The organism is Gilvibacter sp. CC01 (genome assembly GCF_055755295.1).
Map to the genome: position 1 here is coordinate 2,411,428 of NZ_CM146909.1, position 18,837 is coordinate 2,430,264.

The 18,837-nt window shown below is 44.6% G+C and carries 17 protein-coding genes; 16 read left to right on the forward strand and 1 reads right to left on the reverse strand.

The features are described from left to right. Positions 1–25 precede the first annotated feature (25 nt). From guaA to AC0J2F_RS11485, 13 genes are all read left to right on the forward strand, one after another. Positions 26–1,555, forward strand: coding sequence for a glutamine-hydrolyzing GMP synthase (gene guaA / locus AC0J2F_RS11425; protein ID WP_473007756.1), 1,530 nt, complete (start codon positions 26–28; stop codon positions 1,553–1,555). Further along, on the forward strand, positions 1,555–3,483 hold the full coding sequence (locus AC0J2F_RS11430) for a LysM peptidoglycan-binding domain-containing protein (RefSeq protein ID WP_473007757.1): 1,929 nt from the start codon (positions 1,555–1,557) through the stop codon (positions 3,481–3,483). Before guaA ends, AC0J2F_RS11430 begins: the two co-directional genes overlap by 1 nt. Next, positions 3,480–3,887, forward strand: coding sequence for an OsmC family protein (locus tag AC0J2F_RS11435; RefSeq protein WP_473007758.1), 408 nt, complete (start codon positions 3,480–3,482; stop codon positions 3,885–3,887). The genes AC0J2F_RS11430 and AC0J2F_RS11435 overlap by 4 nt, the downstream gene beginning before the upstream one ends. A gap of 39 nt (positions 3,888–3,926) precedes the next feature. After that, the gene (locus AC0J2F_RS11440; protein ID WP_473007759.1) at positions 3,927–4,472 is read left to right on the forward strand and encodes a DUF922 domain-containing protein; all 546 of its coding nucleotides are present in this window, start codon (positions 3,927–3,929) and stop codon (positions 4,470–4,472) included. Further along, a complete protein-coding gene (locus AC0J2F_RS11445) occupies positions 4,460–4,684 on the forward strand; it encodes a DUF3820 family protein (protein WP_473007760.1) in 225 nt (74 codons plus the stop codon). The genes AC0J2F_RS11440 and AC0J2F_RS11445 overlap by 13 nt, the downstream gene beginning before the upstream one ends. Before the next feature lie 116 nt (positions 4,685–4,800). Next, positions 4,801–6,435, forward strand: coding sequence for a CTP synthase (locus tag AC0J2F_RS11450; protein ID WP_473007761.1), 1,635 nt, complete (start codon positions 4,801–4,803; stop codon positions 6,433–6,435). Positions 6,436–6,515: 80 nt separating this feature from the next. Beyond that, positions 6,516–8,393 carry a membrane protein insertase YidC gene (yidC, locus tag AC0J2F_RS11455; protein ID WP_473007762.1) on the forward strand — a complete coding sequence of 626 codons (1,878 nt, stop codon included), beginning with the start codon at positions 6,516–6,518 and terminating at the stop codon, positions 8,391–8,393. 45 nt (positions 8,394–8,438) lie between these two features. After that, a complete protein-coding gene (locus AC0J2F_RS11460) occupies positions 8,439–9,131 on the forward strand; it encodes a toxin-antitoxin system YwqK family antitoxin (RefSeq protein WP_473007763.1) in 693 nt (230 codons plus the stop codon). 42 nt (positions 9,132–9,173) lie between these two features. Then, positions 9,174–10,349 carry a tRNA 2-thiouridine(34) synthase MnmA gene (gene mnmA, locus AC0J2F_RS11465; protein WP_473007764.1) on the forward strand — a complete coding sequence of 392 codons (1,176 nt, stop codon included), beginning with the start codon at positions 9,174–9,176 and terminating at the stop codon, positions 10,347–10,349. Positions 10,350–10,410: 61 nt separating this feature from the next. Beyond that, the gene (locus AC0J2F_RS11470) at positions 10,411–11,355 is read left to right on the forward strand and encodes an NAD(P)H-dependent flavin oxidoreductase (protein ID WP_473007765.1); all 945 of its coding nucleotides are present in this window, start codon (positions 10,411–10,413) and stop codon (positions 11,353–11,355) included. Further along, on the forward strand, positions 11,355–12,083 hold the full coding sequence (locus tag AC0J2F_RS11475) for a hypothetical protein (protein ID WP_473007766.1): 729 nt from the start codon (positions 11,355–11,357) through the stop codon (positions 12,081–12,083). Before AC0J2F_RS11470 ends, AC0J2F_RS11475 begins: the two co-directional genes overlap by 1 nt. A 173-nt stretch (positions 12,084–12,256) precedes the next feature. Beyond that, positions 12,257–12,466, forward strand: coding sequence for a YgaP family membrane protein (locus AC0J2F_RS11480; RefSeq protein WP_473007767.1), 210 nt, complete (start codon positions 12,257–12,259; stop codon positions 12,464–12,466). Positions 12,467–12,567: 101 nt separating this feature from the next. Continuing rightward, entirely contained in the window at positions 12,568–15,135 is a 2,568-nt protein-coding gene (locus AC0J2F_RS11485) for a phosphoenolpyruvate carboxylase (RefSeq protein WP_473007768.1), read from the forward strand. 70 nt (positions 15,136–15,205) lie between these two features. Here AC0J2F_RS11485 and AC0J2F_RS11490 read toward each other — a convergent pair whose 3' ends face one another. Beyond that, positions 15,206–15,769 carry a hypothetical protein gene (locus AC0J2F_RS11490; protein ID WP_374958304.1) on the reverse strand — a complete coding sequence of 188 codons (564 nt, stop codon included), beginning with the start codon at positions 15,767–15,769 and terminating at the stop codon, positions 15,206–15,208. A 212-nt stretch (positions 15,770–15,981) separates the two neighbouring features. On the opposite strand from AC0J2F_RS11490, the gene AC0J2F_RS11495 reads away from it, so the two are divergent. From AC0J2F_RS11495 to AC0J2F_RS11505, 3 genes are read left to right on the forward strand one after another with little or no spacing between them, the layout of a single operon-like run. Beyond that, complete coding sequence (locus tag AC0J2F_RS11495) at positions 15,982–17,409, forward strand: M20 family peptidase (protein ID WP_473007769.1); 1,428 nt, start codon at positions 15,982–15,984, stop codon at positions 17,407–17,409. A gap of 29 nt (positions 17,410–17,438) precedes the next feature. After that, positions 17,439–18,089 carry a mycothiol transferase gene (locus AC0J2F_RS11500; protein WP_473007770.1) on the forward strand — a complete coding sequence of 217 codons (651 nt, stop codon included), beginning with the start codon at positions 17,439–17,441 and terminating at the stop codon, positions 18,087–18,089. 3 nt (positions 18,090–18,092) lie between these two features. Beyond that, complete coding sequence (locus AC0J2F_RS11505; RefSeq protein WP_374958307.1) at positions 18,093–18,830, forward strand: DUF6090 family protein; 738 nt, start codon at positions 18,093–18,095, stop codon at positions 18,828–18,830. The last annotated feature ends 7 nt before the right edge of the window (positions 18,831–18,837 follow it).

An 18,837-nucleotide genomic window follows, 5' to 3' on the forward strand; every position in this document is an offset into this window, starting at 1 on the left:
CGTCAAATTTCAACTACTTTTGCACATGCAAAACAACGTACTCATTCTCGATTTTGGTTCGCAGTACACCCAACTCATCGCTAGACGCGTTCGCGAACTCAATATTTATTGTGAAATTCACCCTTATCACAAGGTTCCAGAAAATCTAGGCAACTTTAAAGCGGTTATCCTTTCTGGGAGTCCATTCTCTGTTCGTGCAGAAGACGCTCCTCACCCGGATCTTTCTCAAATTAAAGGCCACAAGCCACTCTTGGGGGTTTGCTACGGTGCCCAGTACCTAGCGCATTTTCACGGAGGAAACGTAGCTCCATCCAACACCAGAGAATACGGAAGAGCTCGTTTGGCTGAGATCACGCCTAATGAAACTTTGTTTGCCCATATAGAAGCAGGATCACAAGTGTGGATGAGTCATAGCGATACCATAGCAGAATTGCCGGAAGGAGCGGTACGCCTTGCATCTACGCATGACGTTGCCAATGCAGCTTATAAAATACAAGGAGAGGCTACTTATGCCATCCAATTCCACCCAGAAGTATATCACAGTACCGACGGAAAACAGCTTTTAGAGAACTTTTTGATCCATATCGCAGGGATCACTCCTGATTGGACTCCGGCGCACTTTGTAGAAACTACGGTAGCCGAACTTAAAGAAAAACTAGGGGACGATAAAGTTGTGCTTGGTCTTTCTGGGGGAGTAGATTCTAGCGTTGCTGCCGTGTTACTGCACAAGGCAATTGGAAAGAATCTCTATTGCATCTTTGTGAATAACGGATTGTTGCGCAAGAACGAGTTCGAGAACGTTCTAGAACAATACCAAGGCATGGGCTTGAATGTAAAAGGAGTAGACGCCTCGGCACGCTTTTTGGATGCCTTGAAAGGCGTAACAGATCCGGAAGCCAAACGCAAGGCTATTGGCCGTGTGTTTATCGAAGTTTTTGACGATGAAGCGCATCAAGTAGCAGGCGTGGACTGGCTTGGCCAAGGAACCATTTATCCAGACGTAATTGAAAGCGTTTCTGTAAATGGGCCTTCCGTTACCATCAAATCGCATCACAATGTGGGCGGTTTGCCGGATTTTATGAAATTAAAAGTCGTAGAACCCCTGCGTATGTTGTTTAAAGATGAGGTAAGACGCGTTGGGTCTCAATTAGAGATCAGCCCAGACATTTTAGGGCGTCATCCGTTTCCGGGTCCTGGTTTGGGGATTCGTATTCTGGGAGATATCACTTCAGAAAAAGTGCGTATCTTACAGGAGGTAGATCACATTTTTATTGACGGTTTAAAAAAATGGGGTCTTTACGACAAAGTATGGCAGGCAGGAGCAATGCTGCTACCCATACAATCTGTTGGTGTGATGGGGGACGAACGCACCTATGAACAGGTAGTTGCACTGCGCGCTGTAGAATCTACAGACGGAATGACTGCCGATTGGGTGGATTTACCACATGACTTCCTGCAGGAAACTTCCAACAGCATAATAAATCGAGTGAAAGGCGTTAATAGAGTAGTGTACGATATCAGTTCTAAACCGCCAGCAACTATTGAATGGGAATAATGAAAGGAATTAAAATTGGGTTTTTGCTGTTCTTTGTAGCCCTCACTACTGCCGCTGCAGCACAGACCAGTTACAAAAGCCACAATGTAAAACAAGGGGAAACCGTTTTTAGTATCGCCAAGCAATACGGTGTTACCGAGGAGGCTATTTATCGCTTGAACCCCGATGCCCGAAAAGGCATTCAAGAGAATAATATCCTGATCATTCCGGCACAGGATGATCAACAAAACTACAGCGAACAAGTTGTCGATTTTACAAGACATCGCGTAAAGCGCAAAGAGACCCTATTTAGTATTGCACAGAAATACGGGGTCACTGTAGAAGACATTAAAAAGTACAACAAGCAGCTTTACTCTGAGCAGCTTCGCAAGGGCGATAGGATCATGATCCCTGTTCTGACCCGAACTGTGGTGGTCACTACAGACAACAATACCGGAAATACTGGAACAGAGCTAGATACAATTGTGCTCAAGGACACTACAAAGACCCACACGGTATTGCCCAAAGAAACAAAATACGGGATTGCCCGTAAATACGGAATTAGTATTTCTGAGTTGGAAGCAATGAACCCCAATATGGGCGATACGCTTCAGATGGGGGTAGTACTTAAAGTGCCAGATCAGGAAGTAGTTGCAGATGCTACCGTAGACGATTCCATTTACGATTTTTACGAAGTGCAACCCAAAGAAGGATTCTACCGTCTTAAGGTAAAGTTTGGTTTGACAGAAGAAGAGATCGTGGCCCTGAATCCTTATGCGAAAGATGGCCTAAAGGCCGGAATGATTTTAAAGCTGCCAAAAATGGGAGCCGCCGGAACCGAGGCTAGCGCCAATACTGTTGATCTGGAATACCAACTAAACAATTACGAAACCAAGAATTTGGTCGTGATGTTGCCCTTTGATCTCTCTAAGGTTTCTAGGGACTCTGTCAAGGCCAATGAAGAACTCTTGGTCAACAGCAGAACGCTCAATATAGCCTTAGACTTCTACAGTGGAGTTATGATGGCTGCTGACTTTGCCAAGGACAAAGGTCTATCTGTCAACTTGGAGGTTATGGATACCCAGGGCAAGGCATCTCGTGTGGCTCAACTGATAGCCCAAGGCAGTTTTGATGAGGTAGATGCTGTTATTGGACCTCTGTTCCAAAAGAACGCCACTAGTGCTAGTAATGCCTTGCGCCGAGAAGATGTTCCGGTCTTGTCTCCACTGAGTAATCAGCAGGCCAATGGTGGGCGCAACTTTTTCAATACTGTTCCGTCTAACGAGTTCCTAGAAGCGCAAATGTTGGACTATCTAAAAGCCAATGCAGTTGGGAAGAATTTGATCATCATTGCAGATGCTAAAAAGTCCCGCGAGAAGAATTTGTTGCGCAATAATTTCCCGAATGCAAAGGTCTTGGATCCGCGCGACGAGCAGTTCCTCTATGTGGTCGATATTCAACAAAAATTAGATCCACTGGCAGAGAATTGGGTGATCTTAGCTTCGGATAACCCCGTGTTGGTGTCTAATGTTATCGGTTTGCTCAATGGTTTGCCGCCAGACAAAGGTGTACGCCTATTTACTTTGGACAAGTCCGATGCCTATGAGTTTGAAGATATTCAAAACACCAACTTGGCCCGTTTAAAATTCACTTATCCGTCTGTGTATCGCAGCTTTGACTACGACAATCCGGATGCTTTTGTAACCAGTTATAAGAACAAGTACGGAGTTTACCCAAATCGCTTTGCGATCCGTGGCTTTGATGTTACCTATGATTGTCTTTTGCGTCTGGGGATAGCCGAAAGTCTTTATGAGGCTGTTGATCTGGATGGGGAAACGCAATACGTTGGTAATAAATTCTTTTACGTCCGCAGCGGAAGTGGTTACGCCAATAACGCAGGATACATCATGATGTACGGAGAGGACCTTAAACTGATCGTGGTAGAATGAGCACAGCCAAAGTGACCTATTTGGGAGGTCTCAGAACCCAAAATCAACATATAAAATCTGGTGGGGAATACTACACGGACGCTCCAACTGACAATCACGGAAAAGGAGAAGCTTTTTCTCCTACAGATACCGTTGCTACAGGGCTCGCCAATTGTATGCTAACCGTTATGGGAATCAAGGCCAATCAAATGGAGGTCAATATGGATGGGAGTTATGCGGAGGTGACCAAAGTGATGGCAAGCGATCCACGAAGAATCTCTGAGATCCATGTTAGTTTACATTTACCAGCTGCTTTGGACTCTAAAACCCGTAGGATATTGCAGCGTATTGGAGAGACTTGCCCAGTGCACTACAGCTTACATCCAGACATTAAAAAGGTCGTTAATTTTAACTGGGACCTATAAGCGCACTCAATAATGCGCCTGGCTTTGCGTTATTGAACTATGCGAAGATTACTTCTTTATTTGTGTTGTGTTGTTTTTTTAACGGCTGCGGATACGGCCGAAGAACGCATTGCCTGGAATGAATCTTATAAGCTCACCTGGGCCGATTTTAAAGCTACCCCTAGAAGCGGCAATGTTTATGTGGCCAGCACCAGTTCCGGACTTTCATTTTCCTACGGATTTAAAACCATAAATGACCAACCCACCTCGGACTTTACATACGAAGTAACGGCTTATTTCTATCCGCAGAATTCTTGGTATGATCCTTCTCGGGTCAGTCCAAGGGTCCTACAGCACGAACAGACGCATTTTGATATTACCGAGCTGCATGCGCGCTTATTGCGCAAACGTATCGCTGAATTCAACTTCTCCACCAATGTGAAAGAAGAACTGGATGCTCTCTACGATCAAGTAGAGCGAGAACGCCGCGCCATGCAATCGCAATACGATTTGGAATCTGATCATTCGGTGATCCGCGATAGGGAGGCAGCCTGGGTTGCTCGTGTTCAAGAAATGCTAAAACAAACTGAAGCTTGGAGTCAGTAAATCCGCAGCGAGAGCATCTAATTGCACTGGCAAACTACAAAATGCCCTTTGGGAAATACAAAGACCGCTATCTCATAGATCTGCCCGAGGCCTATTTGGTCTGGTTCAGACAGAAAGGATTTCCCGAAGGAAAATTAGGCCGTTATTTGCAAGAAGTTCACGAACTTAAAATAAACGGCCTAGAGCCTTTAGTGCGAAAGTTTATTCGTTGAGGAACTAAATAGAAGCAGTCCAAATTCTGTGGAAAATATCTGTAATTATCCCTCGGGGTATCCCACATAAATTACTTACCTTTACATCCCGTAGAGTTGTTATACCCACCACAAGCATGGACACCACCAAATATATCTTCGTTACGGGCGGAGTATCTTCTTCATTAGGTAAAGGAATTATCGCAGCGTCACTGGCTAAGTTGTTACAAGCCAGAGGTTTTCGTGTGACCATTCAGAAATTAGATCCTTACATAAACGTTGACCCGGGAACGCTCAATCCTTATGAGCATGGCGAATGTTATGTAACTGATGATGGCGCAGAAACTGACCTTGACCTAGGGCATTATGAACGTTTCTTGAACGTGCCAACCTCTCAAGATAACAACGTAACTACCGGACGAATTTATCAGAGTGTGATCCAAAAGGAACGCAAAGGAGAATTTCTAGGTAAAACGGTACAGGTAATTCCACATATTACCAACGAGATCAAAGAGCGTGTTCAAATGCTCGGTAAATCTGGTGATTATGACATTGTCATTACAGAAATCGGGGGAACTGTAGGTGATATCGAGTCTTTGCCTTATATAGAATCTGTACGTCAACTTAAATGGGATTTAGGGAAAGACAACACCTTGGTGGTACATTTGACCTTGATCCCGTATTTGTCGGCAGCAGGGGAGCTTAAAACCAAACCAACACAACACTCGGTTAAGACCTTGATGGAAAGTGGTATCCAAGCTGATATACTCGTGTGTCGTACCGAACACGAACTCTCTGACGACTTGAAAAGAAAGTTAGCGTTGTTCTGCAACGTGGAGACTGAGGCAGTGATCCAATCCATAGATGCCTCCACGATCTATGATGTTCCAAACCTGATGTTAGAAGAAGGCTTGGACAAAATCGCTTTGAAGAAATTAAAACTCAGTACCGATTCCACGCCAAATCTAACTGGCTGGAACGCGTTCCTCAGCAGACATAGAAACCCAAAGGATGTAGTGAACATCGGATTGATAGGGAAATATGTGGAGCTGCAGGATTCTTATAAATCCATTTTAGAAAGCTTTATCCATGCCGGAGCGGCCAATGAGTTACAAGTAAACGTACACTCCATTCACTCCGAACACATAACCGAAGAGAACGCTGCAGAACAGATCGAAAAACTCGATGGGGTTTTAGTAGCTCCCGGATTTGGAGAACGCGGTATAGAAGGGAAGATAGAAGCGGTTCGCTTGGCAAGAGAGCACGGAATTCCGTTTTTAGGGATCTGCTTAGGTATGCAGATGGCCGTAATTGAGTACGCCCGAAACATACTACAGCTAGAAGATGCCAATTCTACCGAAATGAATCCTGACACGCCGCATCCAGTGATCGACCTAATGGAAGCACAAAAGAACATCACCAACATGGGTGGAACCATGCGTTTAGGAGCTTGGAAGTGTGAATTAATGCCGGGCAGTATTGCCTCCGAAGTATACGGAACTAAGATCATAGAAGAACGTCACAGACACCGTTACGAATATAACGACAACTACCGCGAAGCCCTTGAGAACGCTGGGCTTAAAGCTACAGGGTTGAATCCTAATACCGGCTTGGTAGAAATCGTGGAGTTGCCAGATCATCCTTGGTATGTAGGTGTGCAATACCACCCCGAATACAAGAGTACCGTTGCCAACCCGCATCCTTTGTTTGTTGCCTTTGTGGCAGCAGCCTATCGTTATGCAACGGCCAAAAAAGATGTCAGTATGGCATAATTGCCCTTTACGGCTAAGTTATTGTTGTAAGCGAGCAGATCAAAAAACTAATTAAACATCCCGCTTGAGGGAGTCACCATATGGAAGAAAAGAAGTTCGATTTAAATTCATTGATCGGTTTTATACTGATAGGGGTTATTATCCTGTACATGCTCTATCAAAATGCACCAACTCCGGAGGAGTTAGAAGAGCGCGCCAAGCAAGAACAAATTGACAAAGAAATTGAGCCGGAACAGCAGGCGGGTCAAGCTACTTTAGATCTTTCTGAAACTTCGGATGCAATAGTGTTAAATCCTACAGATTCACTGGCTACTGCCGCTGCCCAAAATGCCTTGGGCGCTTTTGCTTATTCGGCAGGGCTGTCATCTGCTACCGACAATGAAACCCTCTTTGAGAACGATGTTCTGGAACTTAAGATCAGTAACCGCGGAGGTTATATCACCGAGGCACGTCTTAAGGAGTTTGTGACCTACAAGGATGCACCTGTTTATTTGATCAAAGACGGAAATGCTTCTTTAGATCTGGTTTTTAACCATCAGAACAGAACCCTGCATTCTAAAGAACTCTTTTTTGAGCCTTCTCTTTCTGCGGATGGGAATACTCTTTCTATGAAGCTGAAGATCTCTCCAACCCAGTATTTGGAGTATCGATACACCTTGAAACCAGGTGATTATATGATGGACTTCTCAGTTCGTACGCAAGGTCTTTCTGATGTTTTGGACACCTCTAATGACGCTGTCTTGCATTGGGAATTGGCAGGATACCGTCGTGCCAAAAGTGTCGCTTACGAAAACCGCTACACCGAGCTTATCTGGGAATACGAAGGCGGAAAAGACGATTACCTAGGGCAACAGCAACGCACCACAGACGAATCTGTAGATGTTACTTATGTGGCCTTTAAACAACACTTCTTTAGTTCCATATTGCTAACGGACAAGCCCTGGAAAACGGCGAGCTTTGTTAGTGAGAATCTGGTGGAAGACGAGGATATAGATACGCTCTACACCAAAAAGTTCAAAGCAGAATTGCCTCTGGAGTACTCTGGAGGAGAATTGGCTTACGATATGGATTGGTACTACGGACCAACCGATTACAAGACCTTAAACGACTACAACCGCAATTTGGACGAGGTGGTGCCTTTGGGCTGGGGTATCTTCGGATGGATCAACCGCTATTTGTTCATTCCGCTCTTTGGATTCCTTTCGTCTTTCTTGCCTTATGGTATTTCGATCATTGTGATGACCATATTAGTCCGTTTAGCGCTGAGTCCTGTGACCTACAAATCGTATTTGTCTCAGGCTAAAATGAAAGTTTTAAGACCAGAGATCACTGAGATCAATGAAAAGCATAAAGACAATGCCATGAAGCGTCAACAAGAGACCATGGCCTTGTATCGCAAAGCAGGAGCAAGCCCAATGGCGGGATGTATTCCAGCCTTATTGCAGTTGCCAGTGTTCTATGCCTTGTTTCAATTCTTCCCCTCGGCCTTTGCCTTGAGACAAAAGAGTTTCCTATGGGCAGAAGACTTGTCAAGCTACGATACGGTATATGAATTGCCATTCCACATTCCGCTTTACGGAGACCATATCAGTTTGTTCCCAATTCTTGCGTCTATAGCGATCTTTATCTATATGACCATGACAACTGGACAAACCATGCAACAACAACAGCCGGGTATGCCAAACATGAAATTCATCATGTATATCTCTCCGCTGTTCATGTTGGTGTTCTTTAACAACTACGCCAGTGGTCTTTCTTTGTATTACTTTATCTCTAACCTGATCACAATCGGAATCATGTTGGTGATCAAGAATTATATCATAGACGAAGACAAGATCCACGCGAAGATCCAGGAGAACAAGAAAAAGCCTAAGAAGCAAAATCGTTTTCAGCGTAAGATGGCAGAGATGATGGAGCAGGCTGAGGCGCAGCAACAGCAGCGCGGAAAGAAAAAATAGCATAACATACTGCACTATTTTGCGTTAGCACTAAAAAGCGAAATCATGCGATTAAAAGCAGTTTACTTTCTATTATTCTTTAGCCTATCGGCAGTAGTTTCTGCTCAAGATGCAGTGAACCAATTCGATGCCGATGGCCAGCGTCATGGGATTTGGAAAAAATACTTTCCCAATAGCAAACAACTGCGCTATCAAGGGGAGTTCAATCATGGAAAAGAAGTAGGTACATTTAAGTTTTACTGCGAAGATTGTGGGGCGCAGCCGGCCCTTGTAAAGGAATTCGAAGCTGGTTCAGATCGCGCTACATTGACGTATTATTCCCAAAGCGGAAAACTGATCAGTACGGGTCAAATGGACGGTAAGCAAAAGACAGGAACTTGGCTTTACTATCACAAGGATGGTAAAACGGTCATGACCGAAGAGAATTACCTCAACGACCTCTTGGATGGTCCTATGACCACCTTTTATCCCAACGGAAATAAAACAGAGACCGTTGTTTACAAGCAAGGTAAAAAAGAAGGGGAGAGTCGTTATTATTCGCCCGCTGGTGTTGAGATCAAGTTCTTTACCTACGCTAATGACAAACTTAACGGCCCTGTTAAGTACTATGATGCCACGGGTAATCTGATCGTGAGTGGTTCGTATAAGAACGACGCAAAACACGGTTTGTGGCAGTATTATGACAAGGGTAAAGTGGTCAAAGAAGAACGTTTCCCGAAACCTAACGGGCAGCGTTAATCTGCTAATTTTTCGTATTTTTGCGCCCCAGAAATTTTTAAAATGAAACGAGTAGTCGTTGGACTTAGTGGAGGAGTAGATTCCAGTGTGGCCGCCTATTTGCTTAAAGAGCAAGGCTATGAGGTCATAGGGATCTTTATGAAGAATTGGCACGACGATTCGGTGACCATCTCTAACGAGTGTCCTTGGTTAGAAGATTCTAACGACGCCATGCTGGTGGCTGACAAACTGGGCATTCCTTTTCAAACGGTCGATTTAAGTGAGCAGTATAAGGAGCGAATTGTGGACTATATGTTCCGCGAATACGAAATGGGAAGAACCCCTAATCCGGATGTGCTTTGTAATAGGGAGATCAAGTTCGATGTGTTCCTTAAGATCGCTATGGATCTGGGTGCAGATTATGTAGCTACCGGACACTATTGCCGTAAAGGCACGCAATTCATTGACGGGCAAGAGGTGTATTCCTTATTGTCCGGAGCAGATCCGAATAAGGATCAATCTTACTTCTTGTGTCAGCTTTCCCAAGAACAATTGGCCAAAACACTTTTCCCTGTAGGAGAACTGCAAAAGGCTGAGGTGCGTAAAATTGCTGCGGAGCAGGACCTGATTACCGCAGAGAAGCGGGACTCACAAGGCCTTTGCTTTATCGGAAAAGTACGCTTGCCGGATTTCTTACAACAACAATTAGCCCCCAAAGAAGGACAAATTGTTGAAGTTCCTGCAGATCATCCGGCCTATGCAGCTATGGAACCGCAAGATAATACCCTGGAGACCTTAGTTTCTAAATACGCCTATGCTCCAGCAGATGGGAAGGTTGTTGGTAACCATCAGGGAGCACATTATTTTACCAAAGGGCAACGCAAAGGTTTGGCCGTTGGAGGAACTAAAGAGCCACTCTTTGTTATCGATACCGACGTAGAAAAGAACATCATCTATACCGGGCAGGGTAAGGATCATCCCGGCTTGTTTCGCAAAGGTTTGTACGTACAACAGCCGGAGGTGCATTGGGTACGAGAGGACCTGCGTTTAGAAGTAGACCAAACCCTAGAAGTTATGGCGCGAATCAGATACCGTCAACCTTTGCAAAAAGCAAGCTTACATCAAACTACGGCAGGTATGTATGTCATCTTTGAAGAGCCGCAGTCTGCTATTACCGAAGGTCAGTTCGTGGCCTGGTACCAAGACGATGAACTGCTTGGTAGTGGTGTTATTTCCTAGCCTGATCAGGCGTAAATCGGCCCAATTATTCGTACTTTTCTGAAGTCAAAATAAACTGCAGATGAGTAAGGCGATCACTTCATTATTCGGAATTCAATATCCAATAGTTCAAGGCGGTATGATTTGGAATAGCGGCTGGCGTTTGGCCAGTGCGGTCAGTAATGCAGGTGGTTTGGGACTTATCGGTGCAGGAAGTATGTATCCCGAAGTACTGCGCGAACACATCCAGAAATGTAAAAATGCCACAAGCAAACCCTTTGGTGTAAACGTGCCGATGCTGTATCCAGATATCGAAGAGATCATAGCAATTATCATTCAAGAAAGTGTGCCGATAGTATTCACCTCCGCAGGAAACCCAAAGACCTATACCCAGAAATTAAAGGATGAGGGGATTACCGTTGTGCACGTGGTGAGCAGTGTAAAATTTGCTTTGAAGGCACAAGAGGCAGGCGTCGACGCCGTTGTTGCAGAAGGTTTTGAGGCCGGAGGACATAACGGCAGAGAAGAGACCACTACGCTTACCCTTATCCCTATGGTCAAGGAGCACTTGAAAGTTCCGCTTATAGCCGCCGGGGGTATCGCTACAGGAAAGGCTATGCTGGCCGCCATGGTCTTGGGTGCAGATGGGGTTCAGCTTGGGAGTCGTTTTGTCGCTTCGGAAGAATCTTCTGCCCACCAATTATTTAAAGAGGCTGTAGTTGCTGCCAAAGAAGGCGATACCGAACTTACCTTAAAGGAATTAGCTCCTGTGCGACTTTTAAAGAACAAGTTCTATAAGGATGTAAAAGAGTTATATAAGACAGCCCCGACCGTTGAAGAGCTCAAAATGCTTTTAGGGAGGGCCAGAGCCAAGCGCGGTATGTTCGAAGGCGATATGGTAGAAGGCGAATTAGAGATCGGTCAGATCGCCGGACTTATTCACGATATTAAACCTGCTGGCGAGATCGTAGCGGAGATGATGACCGAGTATGAAGCCGCCAAGGCAGCTGTAAATCAGTTATTTTAATGGGAGCTGTCCATTTGCTTAACGGGGATGCACTTTTGGAACGCTTTCCGGATACTATTTCAGGTGACTTATTAGTTTGTCGCGAATGCCTTATTGATGGGCCATTGCAAGGTCGCAACCCAGAGACTTTCTTTGCCAATCGCATGGCTTATTTAGATGCAGCCTATGAAGATCCTGGAGCTGATTTTTACTTGGAGGCCGTATTGCCACAGTTCGAACTGATGATGAACATTCCGGAGCAATCTGAGGTCTATTTTTGGTTTGAGGCGGATCTGTTCTGTCAGTTCAACTTTTGGTTTTGCGCCTCTCTGATGGATACGAGCTCGAGCTGCGAGTACTATTTGGTATTACCACCAGAGCCACATCAATACGGTTTTTCAGGCTTGAAGAATTCTGAGCTTGAATCGTTACAACAAAATGCGATTCCCATCTCAGCCTTACTAATGGCTTCCATTCAAGAGTTGTGGAAAGCCACTCGGAAAGGCGATCGTAAAAAAGCACTCACCTTGGCAACCATGGTAAGTATAGCGGTGCCCGGCCTAAAACAGCTTCCGCAGCACTTAGAAGCCTATTATAAAGAAGAGCACTTAAAACTACTGGCAAGTTTGATAGCCGAAAACCCTAAGGGAGAATTTGGCTCTATTTTTAGGGCTTTCTGCCAGCAGGCGCCAGAATATGGTTTTGGAGATCTGCTACTGTTTAGGTTCTATCAAGAACTTATTTCTTAGGTAAATACTTCCCGATTGTGACCAAAGTCACATTTTAGATCATTGATTTTCACTACTTTTCTTCTATGAATAAAAAGTGGGTCAAAATGTTAATGGTTTGTGCTATTTGCTTGGGTGTGATATACCTCTTGGCTTTACTTATTCAATTTTTCAACAACTAAAAAACAGAGGTCATGAAAAAAAACATGGGAACTTTAGATCGTTTACTACGCATAGTCTTAGCTGTAGTTGCTGTCGCATTGTATTATTTTGAAGTGGTAAGCGGCACCTTGGGAATCGTATTAATGATCTTGGCTGCAGTATTTGTACTGACCAGCTTTGTGGCTTTTTGCCCTTTGTACTTGCCTTTCGGACTGAATACTTGCAAGGTCAAAGAATCTTAATGCTAGCGAAAACGTTAGCGTAAATAGTTTTGTGTTTGTGCCTCGGTTGATCGCCGTTCTATCCTTCAAATTCCTTAAATTTAAGTGATAATTGAGGGCTTATGCAACAGACCAAAATGGAGCGGTTTGACAATTATGTCAGATCGCGTTACAACGTTTACAACAGTATTTTTACAACGCTCCCGTTTGATTTGATCACCAACACGGGAGTATTGCTACCGCTATTTGCCAAAGTTTGCGAGCAGGGTTACAACAAGAAAGAGAACCCTACACAGATCGTCAATGCCTTCTTTGAGAAATACGCTGAAGATCTCAACGACAAACAGCGCTTGGATCTGTTGTTTCGCTTTATTCAATACATTGAGCGGCAAGTGGTGCTTTTTGACGCCATAGAAGATGCCGCTTTTCCAATAATTTACAACTTAGAAGGCCGAGGAACGCTCAGAGGGGTAAAAGAAGAAGCGCAAGAGACCTACGCCACCAAGGCATTGCGCGAATATATGAAGGGCTTTCAGGTGCGCACTGTGCTCACTGCCCACCCAACACAGTTCTACCCGGGCCAGGTACTAGGGATCATTACAGATCTGGCAAAGGCCATAGAGAACAATGCCTTGACAGATATTCAAAAGCTCTTGGGGCAGCTAGGTAAAACTCCCTTCTTCAAAAAAGAGAAGCCCACTCCGTATGAAGAGGCTGTGCGCCTAATATGGTATTTAGAGAATGTCTTTTACACTTCGGTATCCAATATCTTCAAATACATAAATACACACATCTTTGAGGGAGAAACTTTAGATAACCCTATTGTCAGCGTTGGTTTTTGGCCGGGAGGTGATAGAGATGGAAACCCTTTTGTGACCACTCAGACCACCTTAGATGTAGCGCAGCGTTTGCGTACAACCCTATTCAGGAATTATTACCGAGATATGCGGGCACTGAGACGCCGATTGACCTTTAAAGGCATCGATGAGCGAACAGCTGTCTTACAACAAGAACTATATGATCATATTTTCCTCAACCACGATGAGGTTCGCTTAACACCGGCCTATTTGCTTAAAGAACTGGGAGAAATTCGCGAAACCTTAATAACACAACATCAAAGTCTCTATTTAGACCAGTTGGATTCCTTTATTGGAAAGGTCAAGCTTTTCGGCTGTCATTTTGCAAGCTTGGATATCCGTCAGGACTCACGGGTGCACTCTCGGGTGGTAGAAGCCATAGCCTCTGAGACCGAGGGCGTTTTACCCGAAAATTATGCTAGCCTTTCTGACCAGGAGAAGATATCGGCCTTAGTGCAGATTCAGGCCAGTATCGATCCGCAGCAATTGCAAGACGAAATGGCGCAGAAGACCCTTGGCGCAATCTACGCCATGAAAACCATACAAAAGGCTAATGGAGAAGTGGGGTGTAGCCGATATATCATTTCTAACAACGGTTCTGTGTTAAACGTAATGGAGGCTTTTGCCATGCTGTTTATGTGTGACTGGCCAACGCCAACGGTCGATGTGGTTCCACTTTTTGAGACCATAGACGATCTCGCCATGGCAGATGAGGTTATGGCCACCTTATACCAACACCCAGATTATTTGGCACACCTTAAGCGTCGGGGTATGAAACAGACCGTTATGCTTGGTTTTAGTGATGGAACCAAGGACGGTGGTTATTTAATGGCCAATTGGTCCATTTACCGCGCTAAAGAGAATATCACTCGTGTGTCTAGACAACACGGGATCAGCGTGTCCTTTTTTGACGGTCGCGGCGGACCTCCTGCGCGAGGTGGTGGTAAAACCCATCAGTTCTACGCTTCTCTTGGGCCAAATATTGAGCATAATGTGGTAGAGCTAACCATCCAAGGGCAAACCATTAGTTCCAATTTTGGAACTCCAGAGAGTTGCCAGTACAACCTAGAACAACTGCTGAGTTCTGGAATTAGTGGTGAGGTGTTTGCTGCGGATAAGAATTTGTTTTCTCAGGCCGATAGGGCTACTATGGAAAAATTGGGTCAACGCAGTTATGCGGCCTATCAGGAATTTAAGAACCACGACTGCTTTTTACCCTATTTGGAGCGCATGAGTACGCTGAAGTATTACGCAAAGACGAATATAGGTAGCCGCCCTTCAAAGCGCGGGGGTAAAAGTGAATTGGTCTTTAGTGATCTGCGGGCAATTCCTTTTGTAGGTAGCTGGAGTCAATTAAAGCAGAATGTGCCTGGGTTCTATGGACTTGGAACTGCGCTGCAAGCTATGAAAGCGTCAGGACAGTGGGAGGATGCCGTTGCCCTTTACAAGAATTCGGTCTTTTTTAAGACCTTAGTGGAAAATGCGATGATGAGCATGTCCAAGTCGTTCTTTCCGCTAACTGCCTATATGCAAGACGATCCGGAATTCGGGGCCTTTTGGAATATGATCTTTGAGGAGTTCGAGCGCACTCGTGACCTGCTCTTGGAGCTTACCGGTAGTAAACAACTGATGGAAGACGCGCCGGTTATGCGCGCCTCCATTCAGATGAGAGAACAAATTGTATTACCCCTGTTGACCATTCAACAGTTTGCATTACGTGAAATTCAAAAACTCAGAGCTGCTGGTGCCAAAGAGGCATATCTGGCCGTATTCGAGAAAATGGTGACCCGTTCTCTCTTTGGGAATATCAATGCTGCACGGAATTCGGCTTAACACTTGATTTATCAGTAAAAAAAACCACTTGTTTAAAACAAGTGGTTTTGACTTTTATAAAATGGATAATCTAGTACTTTTCTTTTTTCCCGCCTCCGCAGTTCTTGATTGCATCGTTAAAAGCATTTATAAAACGCTCCGGGTTGTCAGTCAGTTCGCCAAGTTGGTTGTATTTGATAGCGAATTCATTCACCATAGCATTTTCACCCTGTTTAATAAGGTCTTTGCTGTTGTTGGTCTTGACAACGTAAGAATTCACGCCATAGTACGGACTGTTCTCCACGATCTCAATACTCTTAATATCGCTCAATTTGAATTCGTATTTGGTTTCAACATCGTAGTCGTTTCGGCCCGATCTGTCGTCCTTTACCCAAGAATACTTTTGGTTCAAAATCACTGCGCAATTTGCTGCATCGTAATCAATGGTATAGGTGTAGATCTCTGTGTAACCTCTACGCGTTAACGAACCTTCGAAATACTTGTTCATTTTAATATCCGGGAGTTTTCCGGAAATCCAGTCGAGCGCCTCTTGAACTGTTTCTGTTGCAGCAGGGGATAAGGCCGCATTTTGCGCCAAGCCGCTCATGGGGATCATGAAAAGCAGCATGAAAAGAAGTTTTAATTGCTTGGTCATTGTGTTAAAAGTTAAGTTTAATGTGCTAAAAATAAGATTTCTACGAAAAAATCAAAAAATCTAATAGTTTCCTTTTGAATATTGTTCGCATTGCTTCGGATGTTTATGCTCCAAAACCAATATTTTCTACAACAAAAATGCAAGGTGAAAAATCACATAGAAAAATAGTACCTTAGGGCGACATACTACTTAACTAACAACCAAACTCTTAGATGAAAAAAGTATTCCGTTTCCTCGGGTTGGCCCTTTTAGTGCTGATCGCGATAGTACTTATCAAAACCTTTACCTTAAGTTCCAAGCAAGTTCCAGCCGGCAGTATTGAATCCGTTACTGTAGCTGATGATGTATTTCAAAACCTTTCAGAAGCTGTTACCTACAAGACCATTTCCTTTAGCGAAGACACCCCGCCAGACTCTACAGCCTTTTACGGTTTTCACAGGTTTTTGGAGCGCGCCTTTCCGCTGATCCACAGTAAGCTGACCTTAGATAAGATCAATGATTACAGCTTACTATATACCTGGCAGGGCAGTGATGCTTCTTTAAAACCCATGATCTTGATGTCTCATATGGATGTAGTTCCTGTGGATCAACCCACCATTGGGGATTGGGAGGCCGGACCCTTTGAGGGAAAGATAACCCAGACCGACATTATCGGTAGAGGGACCATGGACGACAAAGGTACCCTGATGGCTGTGATGGAAGCTGTGGAGAAAATGCTGGAAGAGAATTTCTCACCCAAGCGAACAATTTACTTAGCATTTGGGCACGATGAAGAAGTGGGTGGCCCAAGAGGTGCCAAGCAGATCGCGGATCATCTTAAGAAACAAGGCGTGCAGGCTGCAATTACCATAGATGAAGGAGGCTTTCTTGCAGAAGATCTGGTTCCAGGAATAGACAGCCCTGTGGCCATGATCAATTTGGCGGAGAAGGGGTTTGCTTCCTTCCGCCTTATTGTGGAGACCAATGGCGGACACAGTTCAGCTCCACCAGAAGAGAATACCATCGGTATATTAGCCCAGGCAATAGTAGATTTAGAAGACAATCAGCGGCCCTATAAATTGGTAAATCCTGTCGATTATCAATTGGAGTATATGGGTCCGGAAATGCCCTTCATGCAGCGCATGGCTTTTGCCAACCCTTGGCTGTTCAAGAAGCCAATTCTCGAGGCATTGAATGCACACACAACTACTGCACCGACTATCATTGAGGGCGGTGTAAAAAACAATGTAATACCAACGGTTGCAGAGGCGACCATTAATTTTAGAATTCTGCCAGGGGAGACTATCGAGTCTGTTAAGGAGCATATCGTAAATACCGTATCAGATAAGGTTCGGGTAGAAGAGGTGGGCTTTTTGACAAATCCTTCGCCAGTTTCCAGCGTGGAGTCTGAGAATTTCAAGATCCTAGAACAAACCATTCGAGATATTTATCCAAACAGTATAGTGGTTCCTGGTCTGGTAGGCGGCGGAACCGATGCGCGTTATTTCTACGATATTTCAGACGATGTCTATCGATTTTACCCCATAAAGCTAGCGCCCGACAGTATGAGTCGGTTTCACGGCATAGACGAAAAGATCAGTAAAGAGAATTATATGGAGATCATAACCTTCTCCTATCATCTGATAAAACGCTTCAATTGATCCATCAGTAAGCAACTAACACAAACAATATGGAAAACACAAATAAAGGCGTTGATCGTCGCAAATTCTTAAAACAAGCTTCTCTGGCCACCTTGGCTTCTGGCGCTTTGCTCTCTTGGACTCCACCGCTCCCGCCAACTGCAGTGAGCGGATTGAACGATCTTAATATAGTAGGCCCTAAAGAAGGGTTTACCCCTCAAGTGGGGACTCTGGTCTCTATGATGAATTGGATGCGCTTTGTTATTTTAAGACCGGTAGAAGGGATGAGTGTTAAAGATCTGGACTATCTGGTAGACGACAAGGCCAATTCCATTGGTGCAATGTTGTATCATTTGGCAGCTACGGAGCGCTTTTATCAGATCCACACCTTTGAAAACCGCGATTGGGGCGATTGGGATAAGGCGGACGCCGAGGAGTTTGGTATTGCTATGGGCTTAGGAGATAATGCAAGAGCGAGCATTAAGGGAAATCCGCTGGAGTTCTATATGGAAAAACTTGAGCGCGTTCGCGCCACCTCTTTGGAAGAACTCGCCAAACGCGATGACGACTGGCTCTTGGCGGTAGACGAGGCCTGGCCTTGGGGTCCGACCAACAATTATTGCAAATGGTTCCATGTGGTGGAACACGAATCTAACCACAACGGACAGTTCAAGTTTATAAAAAGCCGTTTACCTGCCTAGATCATGTTGAAGTTCTTTCGGGATATTCGGCTAAAGTTAGTTCGAGATAAACGACTGGGGAATTATCTGATCTATGCCTTTGGGGAGATCATTTTGATTGTTGTCGGTATACTTTTGGCCTTACAGATCGATGCTTGGAAACAGCAAAGTGATGATAGAGCCACGGAGCGAATGCTCTTGGCGGAGTTGCATAACGAGTTTAAAGCCAATAAGACCCAATGGGATACCGTGATGCATTATCACAGACTCAGTTTGGCCTCGACAGCATATGTCTATTCGCAACTTCCTATTGACCTAAAAACGGTAGATCTGGATTCGCTTTCGCATCACCTGTACTATATGACCTGGGTTTTTACCTACAACCCTTCTAACGGGGTAGCCAAAAGCATTTTGGACAATTCCACTTTTGATGTGATCCGGAACGATGAGCTCAGACGCTTACTTATCCGTTGGAACGATATGTTGGTGGACTATCAGGAAGAAGAGATTCGGGCTTTTCGCAATTTTGAGAACAGGCTCAAGCCCTATATGAAAAAGCATTTGCTCTTTACCAGTGAAACTGAAAAGGCCTTGCGAGACCCGCGGATCGACCTGAATTTCTTGACCAGTTTGGAGTTCGATAATTTTGTCATGGACAGGTATTTGGATCTGGATGAGATTCTGGACAATATGACAGGAGAACTCGAGCTTATGGAGAATAGTATCAATCGTATATTGGAACTATCAGCTCCAGAGAATTAATTCGTAC